The organism is Draconibacterium sediminis, from assembly GCF_000949475.1.
Classification (GTDB): domain Bacteria; phylum Bacteroidota; class Bacteroidia; order Bacteroidales; family Prolixibacteraceae; genus Draconibacterium; species Draconibacterium sediminis.
In genome coordinates, this window is the sequence record NZ_JRHC01000010.1 from 58,549 (window position 1) to 71,900 (window position 13,352).

At 39.4% G+C, this 13,352-nt stretch carries 9 protein-coding genes; 6 read left to right on the top strand and 3 right to left on the bottom strand.

What is annotated here, in order from left to right:
* Nucleotides 1-11: 11 nt before the first annotated feature.
* The gene (locus tag LH29_RS23075) at nucleotides 12-476 is read right to left on the bottom strand and encodes a methionine-R-sulfoxide reductase (RefSeq protein WP_198152564.1); all 465 of its coding nucleotides are present in this window, start codon (nucleotides 474-476) and stop codon (nucleotides 12-14) included.
* A 110-nt stretch (nucleotides 477-586) separates the two neighbouring features.
* Here LH29_RS23075 and LH29_RS23080 point away from each other — a divergent pair, with 110 nt between their 5' ends.
* Nucleotides 587-1,270, top strand: a complete 684-nt coding sequence (locus tag LH29_RS23080) for an RluA family pseudouridine synthase (protein ID WP_045033755.1) — start codon at nucleotides 587-589, stop codon at nucleotides 1,268-1,270.
* 134 nt (nucleotides 1,271-1,404) lie between these two features.
* Nucleotides 1,405-1,908 carry a DUF4252 domain-containing protein gene (locus tag LH29_RS23085; protein ID WP_082063917.1) on the top strand — a complete coding sequence of 168 codons (504 nt, stop codon included), beginning with the start codon at nucleotides 1,405-1,407 and terminating at the stop codon, nucleotides 1,906-1,908.
* A 42-nt stretch (nucleotides 1,909-1,950) separates the two neighbouring features.
* On the opposite strand, the gene LH29_RS23090 is transcribed toward LH29_RS23085, so the two are convergent.
* Nucleotides 1,951-3,336, bottom strand: coding sequence for a sulfatase family protein (locus LH29_RS23090; protein WP_045033759.1), 1,386 nt, complete (start codon nucleotides 3,334-3,336; stop codon nucleotides 1,951-1,953).
* A 103-nt stretch (nucleotides 3,337-3,439) separates the two neighbouring features.
* On the opposite strand from LH29_RS23090, the gene LH29_RS23095 reads away from it, so the two are divergent.
* Nucleotides 3,440-5,038: a Na/Pi cotransporter family protein gene (locus LH29_RS23095; protein ID WP_052671199.1), complete on the top strand. Its 1,599-nt coding sequence runs from the start codon at nucleotides 3,440-3,442 to the stop codon at nucleotides 5,036-5,038.
* Nucleotides 5,039-5,090: 52 nt separating this feature from the next.
* On the opposite strand, the gene LH29_RS24185 is transcribed toward LH29_RS23095, so the two are convergent.
* Complete coding sequence (locus LH29_RS24185) at nucleotides 5,091-9,122, bottom strand: PKD domain-containing protein (protein WP_082063918.1); 4,032 nt, start codon at nucleotides 9,120-9,122, stop codon at nucleotides 5,091-5,093.
* 539 nt (nucleotides 9,123-9,661) lie between these two features.
* On the opposite strand from LH29_RS24185, the gene LH29_RS23105 reads away from it, so the two are divergent.
* From LH29_RS23105 to LH29_RS23115, 3 genes are all read left to right on the top strand, one after another.
* Entirely contained in the window at nucleotides 9,662-10,333 is a 672-nt protein-coding gene (locus tag LH29_RS23105) for a response regulator transcription factor (protein WP_082063919.1), read from the top strand.
* Nucleotides 10,334-10,744: 411 nt separating this feature from the next.
* On the top strand, nucleotides 10,745-11,404 hold the full coding sequence (locus LH29_RS23110) for a response regulator transcription factor (RefSeq protein ID WP_082063920.1): 660 nt from the start codon (nucleotides 10,745-10,747) through the stop codon (nucleotides 11,402-11,404).
* A gap of 292 nt (nucleotides 11,405-11,696) precedes the next feature.
* Nucleotides 11,697-13,352 (top strand): hypothetical protein (locus tag LH29_RS23115; protein ID WP_157493811.1); only part of this gene is annotated, 1,656 nt, incomplete at its 3' end.

Genomic DNA, 13,352 nt, shown 5'->3' on the forward strand with positions numbered 1-13,352 from the left:
AAGGAAAACAATTATTGTTTTCCTTTTTTTGTGTCTTTATCTGCCGGAATAAAATCGAGCGAAACAGAATTTACACAATGCCTTGTATTTTTATCCGTAAAACCTTCACCAAAAAATACATGGCCCAGGTGCCCACCACAGTTGGCGCAGGTAATTTCTGTTCGTCTGCCGTCGGCATCTACCGTCCGGTTTACGGCGCCTTCAATCTCATCATCAAAACTTGGCCAGCCACAGTGTGAATCAAATTTATCGGTCGATTTATACAGGGCGGCTCCACATTGTTTACACACATAAGTGCCATTTTCTTTATAATCCGTATACTTTCCGGTAAACGGGCGTTCCGTACCTTTTTCTATAATTACGTATCGCTCGAATTCGGTTAATTTGTTGTATTCCATTTTTTTATCGTCTTTGTCTTGTTTTGCATTTTGGGCATAAGCACCAAAACTTAAACAGAGAATAAATATTAATACCATTGTTTTCATACCACATATAACAACCCGATAGCCTGGTGGTTTAGCGCAACTCGTTAAGAAATGTAAAGAACAAATATGAATTATACTACCTTTGGGCATTTATATATAACATGAATATTCCAGTACTATATCAAGACGAATCGATAATTGTGGTTGAGAAACCCATTGAGCTTCCGGTTCATAAAAATGATTTTATGCCCAACGATGCACCGTATTTAACCAAATTAATTGGCGATGAAACGGGGAAGTGGATTTACAACGTACATCGCTTGGATTCGAAAACATCGGGAGTGATGGTTTTGGCATTTTCATCTGAAGTGGCCAGTGTTCTAACCAAACAGTTTGAGCAGAAGGAAGTGCAGAAGACTTACTTTGCCATTGTGCAGGGTAATCCGGGAGAAGGGACGTTCGACTCGAAAGTGTTGGTGAAAAAGAAATCGAAGTTTAAAAAACCGGCTGTAACACACTATAAAACATTGCGTACCGTTCAATCAAAACTGACTTCGAAAGACAAAACTGACATTGAACTGAGTTTGGTGGAGATTAACCCGGAAACAGGACGCTGGCACCAATTGCGCCAACATTTTGCCAAAAACCGGTTTGATATTATTGGCGACACTCATCACGGAGATTTTACATTAAATAAAATTATTTTGGCAGATACCGATATACGCCGGCTTTTTCTGCACGCCGGGAAACTGGAATTTAAACATCCTGAAACTAACGAAACGGTTTCTTTTGAATCTGCTATTCCTGAAGAATTTAATCGACTGCTTAACTTTTATGACTCCTGATTCATTCCGATTGTAACGTTTCCCCGTTAATTGATAAAGTTTTAAGTTTTCATGTAACGATATTTTGAGTTCTGCGTCTTATTCAGGAACAGAGATATGAAACAAATATTCAGAAAACAAAAAACAATTAACAGATGAAACGTATAGCTTTAATTTTATCGGTGGGTCTTTTTTTACTGACCTCGTGTGTTTACGAATCAGGCGTATCAGAAGCCTATTCCAAATACCGTTTTAAAGATGGCGTAACCACGGTTACGGTGCCGGGCTGGGTAATTCATCTTGCAGCCGGAATTGGTGATTTGGAAGATAGTGAACGGGATTTACTAAAAAGTATTGATGGAGTTAAAGTAATTGCGGTTGAAGATGATAATTTGAATGCACGAGTTGATCTGCACGAAGAATTTTACAAGAAAATAAGCGAGAAAAAGAATTATGAACAACTATTGGTTGTACGTGAGGAAGACCATAATGTAACCATTTTCGGACGGATGGATGAATCGGTAATTAAAGAAATGGTGATTTTGGTTGGGGGCGAAGACAATGCCATGGTTTACGTTAAAGGCGAAATCAGCCCGGAAATTCTAAATAATCAAATTGATATTTCGAATCCCGATCGTTTTTTAAGCTTTAAACATTAACCAGGGGCACTGTGTTTTTTTAACCGCAATTTGTATAGTTCTTTAGTTTTCGCTAAAGAACTTTTTTTTATGTATTTCTGCATAACCCAATAAGTCGTCAGCAATTTCAGGATGCTCAAGAATTACGTTTGTCGTTTCATACGGATCGTTCTCCATATCAAACAGCGAAAGCTCAATTTTAGCCGAATAATCATATTTGCCGGGCATGCCATCTTTTCCTTTAATATCAGTCATTGTGCGGTAAGAGTGGGGAAGATGTAACTTCCATTTTCCGTCGCCCGACATTACTGCCTGAAATTGTTTGTCGTTAGTAAAAGCGTAATAATCGTGGGGGTTTGTGGCATCAGGTTTTCCGGAAATGATGTCCCAAACATTTTTGCCGTCTATTTCTGTTTCAGGAAGCGGAATATTTGCCACCTCGCAAAGTGTTGGCAGCAAATCGATGGTCATTAAAGCCTGAGTCGACTGATGATTGCCTTTTAATTCAGCCGGATATTTAATAATGGTTGCCGAGCGGGTTCCGCCATCAAATGTAGTGCCTTTTGCCTCCCGAAACGGAGTTGTGCCGGCATGGTTGCCATAGGCGATCCACGGGCCGTTATCCGATGAGAAAATAACAATCGTATTATCCTCAATGCCATTGTCTTTTAACGCCTGGTTTATTTGCCCAACCGACCAGTCCAGTTCCGTTAAAACATCCGCATATAATCCTTCTCCTGTTATGCCTTCAAACTCGGGGCTGCAAAACAACGGAACATGCGACATCGCGTGCGGTACATATAGTAAAAACGGTTCGTCTTTATGTTTCGAAATAAAATCAACGGCATGTTCGGTGTACCATTTGGTCAGCATTTTCTGGTCGGCCGAATCCACATCTTCTATGGTTACTTCGCCGTTTTCCCAAAATTGAAGTGGCCACTGTCCCCAGTATTCAGGGCTTTCAGGATGATGACTCCACATATCGTTTGAATACATCAGTCCACAGGTTTCATCAAAGCCCCGGCTTTGCGGACGCGTTTCCGGCTGATCGCCACAATGCCATTTCCCAAAAAGTGCGGTTTTATATCCTGCATTTTTAAATACTTCGCCAATCGTTGGGAAAGTAGTTTCCAACCCGCGACCATTAGGGCCATGTGCACCAAAAACCTTTGTTCGCCCAGGGTAGCAGCCAGAAATAAGTGCTGAGCGCGAAGCCGAACAAACGGCCTGAGGTACATAAAAATTCCTGAACATTATTCCTTCTTCTGCCAGCTTTGTTACGTTGGGTGTTTCAATTCGCGTTTGCCCGAACGGAGAGAAATCTGAATAACCCGAATCGTCGAGAAAAATAATTACAACATTGGGTTGTTTGGTTTCTGTTGAATTGTTGGAACACGAGTTTAGAAACAGAGCCAGTACTAACAGGCAAAGAAGTTGGTGTAAGTTCATTTTTGTAAAATTTAGTATCGGCTAAATTAGCATTAATATGATTGTAGCAAAATGACTGTTCGAAGAGTTCGCTAAGTTTTTTAAATTAGTGGAAACTTTTAGCATGAATTTCACGACACAGATCATACTTTTACTGGGCGGGCTGGCATTATTCCTTCATGGAATGAATGTAATGACCGACGGTTTAAAAGCTGCTGCCGGTAGTAAAATGAAGTCATTTTTACAAGGAATGACACGCAACCGATGGACTTCGCTGGTGGCAGGAACCGGAATTACTGCAGTTATACAATCATCGTCGGTAACCACCGTTTTGGCCGTGGGATTTGTTTCTGCAGGTTTAATCTCTTTCCAAAGCACACTTGGTATTATTCTGGGAGCCAATGTGGGTACCACTATTACGGCGCAGATCATTGCTTTTAAAATAACAAAAGCCTCCTGGATAATGATTGCTGTGGGATTTTTGGCCGGGTTTTTATTTAAAAATAAAATTGTCAAAAATATAGGTACTATTATTCTTGGCCTTGGTTTGGTTTTTCTTGGAATGAGCGTGATGAGCGACGCAACAGAACCGTTAAAAAGCTACGAACCATTTTTAGACTTAATGGAAGGCCTTGATAATTACGTTTACGGTATACTAATCGGGGCGTTATTTACGGCACTGGTACAAAGTTCATCAGCAACTACCGGAATTGTAATTATTATGGCTTCGCAGGGATTAATAGCTATAGAACCGGCCATTGCCATTATTATGGGAGCTAATATCGGTACATGTGTCACAGCAATTCTATCGGCATTGGGTAAACCAAAGGCTGCAGTGCGGGTGGCAGTCTCGCACGTTCTTTTTAAGGTTCTAGGAGTTGTACTTTGGTATGCTTTTATTCCGCAATTAGCTCATTTGGTTGACGCTATTTCCCCGGGCAGTGAATCGCGGCAAGTGGCAAATGCTCATACCATTTTTAATTTGGCCAATACCTTCTTGTTTATCTGGCTGGTAACACCAATATCAAAGTTGGTGGTTTGGCTGGTTCCCGAGAAGAAGAAGAAAGAGGTAAGACTATTTCCTGAGCTGCACGAGTTTTATCTAGAGGATGTTAGTCTTGCATTGGATTTATCGCAAAGTTCCATCGCCAAACTTGGAGAGAAAGTACTTGAAATATTAAAAGCAGGTATTCCGATGGCCTTAACCGGAAAAGAGCAGGAACTGGTTGAGTTGCGATATAAAGATGCATTTATTGATAGGGGACATGCCGAGATTTTAACTTTTCTGCAAAACATACAAAGCCAGTCGATTAGTAAAAAACAAAGCCATATACTTGAGCGGCAGATCGAAGCTGTAAATGTATTGGAATCGGCAGCCGATTTGGTTACAACATCCCTGGTTGAGGCTGCTGAACACCGGATTGAAAAACGATTTGAGGTAAGCAGCGACACTGTTCAGCGAATTGGAGTAGTTCATAAAATAGCGCTTGACGCCTTTTATACGGCAGTACTATTTTATAGTGAAGATGATATTTCTACAGATGATTCGCTTGCCAAAGACCAGTTTAAAAAGGAACTTCAGGATGTTCGTTTATATCTGATCGAAAGGTTGTCAGTGAGCGATGAAAACCGTATTGAGATTTACCGTTTTGAATCGGAAGTACTGGAGGGAATAAGACGAATACATGCGTTGGCAAGGCGGTTAAAAAGAAAGGCAGGATAACTTCTGTCTCCATAGTATCCTGCCTTCTCAGAGTTGTACGTGTTGCTAGTACTTATCTTTTAATCACTTTCCTGTTAAATGTTTGCGCATCGGTTTTTACAACCACAAGGTAAATGCCGGGTGACTTTTCGCTCATATCAATTGTGGTTAGTGAGGCAACGATTGATTGTTCTTCAACTTTTTTCCCAACGGTATTATAAATGGCATAAGATGCCTGATCTGTTATGTCAGATAAGCTCAAATTCAGCTGGTCGGTGGTAGGATTCGGATATACTTTCAAATCCATTTCATAGATTGATTCGGCTGTAGCTTTTGGCATCGATGACTGTAACATCGGTGCATCAAACGAAACCAGATAATCCTCAACCTCACCTTCAAAATTATCGTCGCAAGCTGCCGGAGCTTTGCCAACTTTCATCGATATACGTACTCGAGCTGTTCCCGAAACATAAGCGGGAATTGCAATCGTTTCAGCAACAGAGCCTTTTTTGTTGTTTAAGGCCAGCAATGTCTCATCGGCATCATCAAAATCTCCATCGTTGTTAAAGTCAATCCATATCCTCCAAAAATTACGGCTTGAAGAATTACTTGGTACCAAATTAACGTCGTACGAACCACCTGCATTCAGCGTAAATGGGTTGGTGTCGAATGAATATCCATCGCCATAGCTGTTAACTGCCAGGGCATTACCAATAGTTACGTTTTGAATGTAATCAGAGGTGCTACTGATTAAAGCAGGTTCGCAGTAAACGGATGGAGTAGGAGTTGGAGTTCCATCGTTTTCACTAACGCCAATGTAATTTGTAAGTGTTATTTCCGAAGAAGTAAAACCTGTTTTGTATGCAATAAGCGTAACATCGTATGTTCCTCCGGTTGCATAACTAACCGTTGGATTAGGCTCTGTACTTGCTGATGGCGTACCACCCGGGAAATACCACTGATAACTGGTTGGTTCGTTCTCAGATAAATTTGAAAACTGAACAGATTGTCCGGCAACAATAGTTGTTGAGCTGGCATTAAATGCAGCAACAGGAGGCGCAGGTGCCGGTTCCGCAATTACAATGGTGTAATCTTCCACCTCACCAGGTCCTGCAAAATCGCAAGCCGTTGGGCTGCCGGTTCCCATTGCAATCCTCATACGTGTAGTCAAATTTGTTTGCGGGATAGAAATTGTTCCGCTAACCGATGACTTGGATTTTGATGATGTAAAGACCTTTTCATCCTCCGTAAAATTCATGTCTGAATTAAAATCAATCCAAATGCCCCAATATTCAAAACTGCTTCTTCCGCCAAATCCCGGAACGAGTGTAAAATCGATATTTGATCCGGCAATAAAATTGAAATTCACCGCTGAGTTGTCAGCATATCCATCAGAACCTGAAGTAAAGCTATTTTCGCCCATGTGTACTTCGGCAATCCATTCATCTGTTGCAACCGGTGTTGGAATACAGTAAGCAGGATCTGGTTTAGCTTCAACCGTAATGTAATTTTCAACCGTCTTTGTATGATTACCGGCTGCGTTAGTTACGGTAAGTGAAACTTTATAACTATTAGGCGAGCTATAAGTTACTTTCGGATTTTTTTCGGTCGATGTTGATGGATTACCACCATCGAAAACCCATTTCCAGGATGACGGAGTATTTTTCGACTTATCAGTGAAAGAAATTTCTCCGCCTTCCACTACTGCTGTGTTATCCGCAATGAAATCAGCAATTGGCGCTTCAAGAGTATCCTGAACGGTAATAAAAGCGCTCTTTGAAACTGTATTCGATCCTCCTTCGTTAGTTGCCACAAGGGTAACATTGTATACTCCCGGAGTAGCATAAACAACCGTTGGATTTTGACTGGCAGAAGAAGCCGGTGATCCACCTTCAAATGTCCAGTTCCATGAGGTTGGTGTATTGGCAGACTGGTCGGTAAACGTCACTGATTGTCCTTCAGCGATGATAGTGTTGTTTGCTGTAAATGCAGCCACAGGAGCTTCAACGGTATCAATTACCTGGATGTAATTTGTAATTGTTTTAGTATTAGTACCTCCTGAATTGGTAACTGTTAGCGTAACATCATATGTTCCGGGAGTACTGTAAACTACCTTAGGATTTTGATCTTCAGAGGCTGAAGGAGTACCGCCTTCAAAAGTCCAGCTCCAGGCTGTTGGTTGGTTAGTGGTTAAATCAGTAAAAGAGACTTGAGAACCTTCGTTAATAGTGGCAGGTGTTGCTGAAAAACTGGCAACGGGAGCCATAACAGGCTCCGAAACAGTAATGTAAGCAGTTTCAGTTTTTGTATCCGTTCCATCAGCGTTGCTTACCGTGAGGCTAACACTGAATGTTCCTGTTGTATTATAGCTTACGGTTGGATTTTTCTCGGTAGATGTTGATGGTGTAGCTCCGTTGAAAGTCCAGCTCCATGATGATGGAGTATTGGTTGAAAGGTCGGTAAAACTCACACTCTGTCCTTTATTTATTGTGGTGGTGGTTGAAGTAAAGTTGGCTACTGGAATCGGTGTGCCATTTATTGGCATGCAGTATCCGTATTCATCCAGTGGCCCTTTTGTTGGATCTGAATCATCCCCATCTGCCAAATCAGGACATGGCGGACAATTTGCAGGTTTTTCTCCTAATCCCCACCAGTAGTAGCCGTCGCCGTCGTTGTCGGTGCATACTACTTCGTAATTGTTTACCAAACTTAATACAGGAGTTTCTATTCCAAAGGTCTGCGTGATGTTTGATAAGGTGGTCTCAACATAAACGTAACCTCGATCGCCAAAGCCGCTTCCCCAGCTATTTTTATAAATCCAAACAGTTTTACCAATCAAAGGATCACCTTCAGGCACTATCATCCATGATCTTCTTAGTGTTTCAGGATCGCTATAATATAATGTATCTCCAACACCAACAACCAAATATCCAGATAATGCCATTGCATGTCTCCAATCATATAATGCACTGCTTAAAGGTCCCTTTTCAATAAGCATTCGTTTCAAGTCATCTTCCGTTCTTGGATATTCTGTTGCCCCGTAAGTTACGAATCCTGAGATTTTTATTTGGTCATTGGGACTGTTCCCTTTCTGGTTACAGGCTAGATCCTCTTGAGCATACGGAAAGGTTGGTTCGTCAACTATACCTGTTTTTTGAATGTAATTCATAGCTGTAGAGGGATAGCCTCCATCACATGTTCCACCTCCGCTGCACGACAATACTTCTTGCTCTGATAGATCAATATTTAATAATTGATTGTAAAACACATTCGCGATTGCCTCAGTGGCAGCTGTTGGGGCAAAAGCCCAACATGATCCACAGGTACCTTGATTTACAACCGGAGACATCCAGTTCTTTCCATGTCGATCGCGCCAATCCCATTCATCAATATAAGGGCTTGATGTTGTGGCTGATTTTAAATTTAAAGAACTTCCGTCGGTTGCAGTGCTTGTGGAAAGCACTCCTCCAGCATAAAATTCAAATCCGGCAGGAAATGTACTTTGTCCATACAGTTTTTTGCGTTCTCCATAACTCATGGCCGAAACGCTGGTTTCGCCTGCTACCCAATGCTGTCCGTTGGCTTTTAGGTTTTTGTTCAGCTGCTCAATTTTTTCTTTATTCTGAGCCGAACGTTTTTCCTTTTTCTGTTTGTTGTAATCTGAAATTATATCGCCTTTTGACGAATAGGAGAGACTTTTTAATAAAACAGAGGCATTATTTACCTCAACGCTAATGACATAAGGAACGATTCCGTTGAGCAATGCTGTTTCTTCAGCATAATCGATTAACGAAACACGATTTGTTCCGTTTAAGTTTGGATAACTCTCTAATAACAGGTGTTCATTAAAATCCTGATCGAGCAATACCAAACGCACCCAGCCATCGGCCGATGAAAAATCAATATCGGCGCTGGCCGCAAGTCCGTAGATTTTTCTTCCTTGTTCTTTAAAGGGCTTGATTTCTCCGGATTCTGAGAACAATTCATCAATTGTAATTAACTGATGATCTTTACTTTCTAGCTTGAAATGTGGGTTTTGGGCGAACGTACTTTTTCCAATTAATGCTATAAATAGCATTAGCAACACTAACTCTGGTTTTCTCATTTTTGTCTTAATCTAATGGTCCATAACTCCTCCTGTATCAATGATTGGCATTGATAAATCTCTCAAAGCGTTTTAAAAATTCAATTGGGTTAGAATTTTTATCACAACTTAATTACGCATATAGACTCTTTCCTCTGAGTAAAATTTAAATAAATAGGAAATTAAAGCGTCTACTTAATCAGTTCTATTTAAAAAGGTTTGCGATGTAAATCTAAACCACTGATTATTAACTTGCAATAGATTTTCTTAACACAACGTTATTTAGAAAAATTCTTAGATGTTAATATCATGTCGAACTCCCAGTGTTTTCTATACGTTCAGCATCTTGTTAGTATGACAAAAAAAACATAAAAAAAGTAAGTATGACAAGTGTAACTGCTTGGCATTGTGAACATTCCGATACTTATGTAAAGTGTTTTTGCCTAAAATTATAAGCAAATTGAACATTTTCACTCAGCTTTTATGCTGTTTATTTATCAGACCAATTCTACAATGTGTCCCCGAATTAACCATCTATACCTCAGATATGTAGAACATTTATGTGTTATAATCGTTTTAAGGGTGTGATGAATGTGTCTGAAAAAAGAAAAATATTACTGTTTGATGATAATGCTATTTGTCGTGAGGCATTAAAGCTTCTTCTAAAGGAGGCCGCAGACTTCGATGTTTTGACAGAAATATCAAGTGATATCGAATTGAAAGCCCTTAAAGGTTTGAGTGCTTTTGATTTGATATTTTTGAGTTGTGAGCTGCCATCTGAAATGATTAAAACAGTAACTAAATTCCTAAAAGAAAATTACCCCGGAATTCCGATAATCTTATTCAATACTACGCAGGCTGACCATAATGTATTACAGTACCTGATGAATGGAGTTAAAGGAATTGTATGGAAAACGGATTCTATAGAACAGTTAATTTTTGTGTGTAATAAAGTGTTAAATGGAGAACAGTATCTGGGAAATATAGAGGTCGAACTTAAACTGCAGGAAAGCCGTGTGAGTCAGCCACTAACATTGGTGGACGAATTAAGTGAAAGAGAATTAACAGTACTCAAACTCTTTGCTAAAGGATATTCTTATAAAAAAATGGGAGAAGAGCTTCATATTAGTCCCCGCACAGTTGAATCGCATAAAAATAATATTCTTGCTAAACTAGGTATTGCAACGCTTAACGAGCTGATTGCTTTTGCTGTAAAGAATAATTTGGAATAATTCAGTTGCTGCATTATAATTTATACTAATAAATGATTTTAAATATATCGCTTAACGTTTATTCTCCAGACGCTACCGCTTAAATATTTAGGTCATTTGGTATTTACACAAAATAAATAGGATAATCCATTCTGGTGTAGTTTTTTTCATTATTACAATTCATAAATATTATTGCAATTAATAATTGCTTTTACTTAAAAAGTAATTATTTGATTGGAAACACATAGAAGATTAATAGGTATTTTATTACGTGTTTTTACGGAAATTTTTTACGGGAATTTACGGATTGATTGATTACGTAAAAAGTAGTATATTGTAGTTCTATTTCACGTAGTTACAAGCTCCTCCCCACAATCAGGCAATGATTGAATTCCAAAAAACAATTGGTAGTAAACCAATTTTGGGTGTATAATGATAAAAAATAGGGGTATTATGTGCTACATTGCCATATTGGAAAATTATTCTCTTTTTTGTTCGGGAATAAGGTCGGTTATCGAAGAATCGGGGGATTTTAAGATAGTATTTGAAGCCAAGACCATTAATGACTTTATGAACAAAATGAAGGTTGAAAAACCGGAAGTGATCATTATAGATATCATTCATTGTCTGGATGATGGAATCAGTATAATAAAGAAGATCAGACGCAAAACATTACGTACACCGATATTGCTGATACTGAGTACCGATTATTCCGATTATTTCGAGGAATATATTAGCCTGGGGGTAAATGGTTTTGTTTTTAACGATGCGGGAAGCGATGCACTGATAGATGCATTAAAAGCCATGACAAAAGGGGAAGATCATTTCCCTCCGCGGGTATGGCAGTTGCTTAAAAAGTATTTAAGAACCAAAAAGGTATCGGCCACATACGAGGATAAACGGATATTAACCAACAGGGAACTTACCATTTTAAAACTATTTTGTAAAGGTTATACCTATAAAGAAATTGGTGTGAAATTAAATATCAGTCCACGTACCGTAGAAACACACAAAAAAAATATTCAAACAAAAATAAGTGTTAGATCTACCGCAGAAATGATCGAATTTGCCTATCAAAATAATCTGCAATAGTTCGCCGATTACTGATGATATACTCCTAATATATTTCAGTAAAATTCCCGATTGAATTCCATTTAATCTTATAGTAACTTGTATTTGCAATTCTCAAAGAGTTGTAACGAAATGATAAATAAGGGTAGAAATTACATCTTGCCCCAGATGTAATATCGAAAAATCATGACAAGTACGTTTGGACGCGTAGAAGTTTGAACTTCTCTTTTTTGAAGATGGAGATAATTGAGTGAAACAAAGACCAAAACAAACTTATTAGTTAACGATTATTCTAATCTTCAAAATTACATGTATGAAACAAAATTACTTACTTTTTAGGAAACTACTCCTATTAGCATGGTGTTGTGCATTGCTGTTTTCATTTAGTAATGTACAGGCACAATCGATTGACAAATTAGAACAATTTGCCAATGGAGCTCTAAAAGATGCCTTAATGGTACCATCTCTAACATCACTGGATGTTGATTGGGTTACCGGAAATGTTAATGCCGCAAAGGCCCATTACGCCTGTGGAATGACAATTCCATATCGCTTACAAGTGAGTGGATTAACACCTGGTAATTATCAGGTAGTCATTGGTTATGACACACACAAGAGTGATAAACATGCCATTGATTATTTAACTTCTTTTGATCGTGATACGAATCATGATAGATTTCCACATTCTCCTGAAGATGTTTTGGGTCAAATATTGCTTGGCACAGACCTAGAGGAGGTAAGTGTGGTATTTGATGACTATCCATTACCAGTACCCTTCGGATTAGAAGCTGGAGACGAACGAACTATAGACGGTTTTTTATATGCAAGAGATGTAGAAGGTTATGGTGACTTTAGGATTTATACCAATGGCGATGTTCCGGTTAATGCAACTTTAACTTTCGATCCTGGCGATCCTTTATCAGATGTTAACTACGCCACATCAGATTATTTAGTGGTTGATTTTACCATTGTTGACGGGCAATCTATAGTTGTATTTGCTTGGGGAGGTAATATTGCATGTGAAGATTTATGGGGAGAGGGAAGTTCTGCTGCAGATATTCAAGGTAGTCCTTATCATATGTTTAACTCTTCTTGTATTAATTTAGGTGGTTGTGGAAGTAAAGAGGTCCAATTGTCTGCAACGGCTGTTGTTGCATATGCTGCACCAACTTGTGAACTTATAGCAACAGATGTTGAGTGTTTTGGTGAATCAACTGGAAGCTTAACTCTTATTGGTACCGAAAATGGTGGATCTGTTGCACCATTCTGGATTGAAGTATACGACGATACAGATCCGTTTAATCCTGTACTTAAATATGAAGGAGCAACTGAAATCGACGGAACTTTTTTTATTAATGGTTTACCTGCAGCTCCTTACAGAACCTTAATTTGGAATTCTGAGCAGGATGTTGCTGTTGAACTGGCTGGCGAATGCTTGGATACGATTTTTCAGGCAGAAGAATGTACAGTAACCATTACCCCTCCTGCAGGATACGACCTCGGTTGTAATGGAACCTGGCCGACTTCTTTAACTGCAGATGTTCTAGTGGATTGCGGAACCGATGGATCAACAAATACAACAGTAGAATCTGATGGAGGAGTGTTGCAAGCTCCTCAAGGTTGTGTCCAGAGTAGGCTATATACTTTTACATACACAGATGACTGTGGTAATACCGATACAAAAACTACGACATTGACGATGAAAGTAGATCTGACAGCACCAGAAATTACAGCCAACAGTGATGATGATCTGGGCTGCAATCCAACTGATGCAGAGATTGAAACAGCTCTTGGAAGTGCGAGTGCTACAGACAACTGTGATGATCCTGGAGACATCACCATAACATCGAGAGATGAGACAGGCGGAGAGCCTTGTGCAATGTGGGCAGTACGTACGTTCTATGCAGAGGATCTTTGTGGCAACATCGATTCAGCGAAAGTACGTGTAGACTGGAAAGTAGATCTGACA

Bases quoted from the DNA above. Each gene is read 5' to 3' on its own strand.
- LH29_RS23085 (WP_082063917.1), top strand. From the start codon at position 1,405: ATGAAACGTATAGCTTTAATTTTATCGGTGGGTCTTTTTTTACTGACC.
- LH29_RS23105 (WP_082063919.1), top strand. From the start codon at position 9,662: ATGTGTTATAATCGTTTTAAGGGTGTGATGAATGTGTCTGAAAAAAGA.
- LH29_RS23080 (WP_045033755.1), top strand. From the start codon at position 587: ATGAATATTCCAGTACTATATCAAGACGAATCGATAATTGTGGTTGAG.
- LH29_RS23095 (WP_052671199.1), top strand. From the start codon at position 3,440: ATGAATTTCACGACACAGATCATACTTTTACTGGGCGGGCTGGCATTA.
- LH29_RS23075 (WP_198152564.1), bottom strand. From the start codon at position 476: ATGGTATTAATATTTATTCTCTGTTTAAGTTTTGGTGCTTATGCCCAA.
- LH29_RS23110 (WP_082063920.1), top strand. From the start codon at position 10,745: ATGATAAAAAATAGGGGTATTATGTGCTACATTGCCATATTGGAAAAT.
- LH29_RS23090 (WP_045033759.1), bottom strand. From the start codon at position 3,336: ATGAACTTACACCAACTTCTTTGCCTGTTAGTACTGGCTCTGTTTCTA.
- LH29_RS24185 (WP_082063918.1), bottom strand. From the start codon at position 9,122: ATGAGAAAACCAGAGTTAGTGTTGCTAATGCTATTTATAGCATTAATT.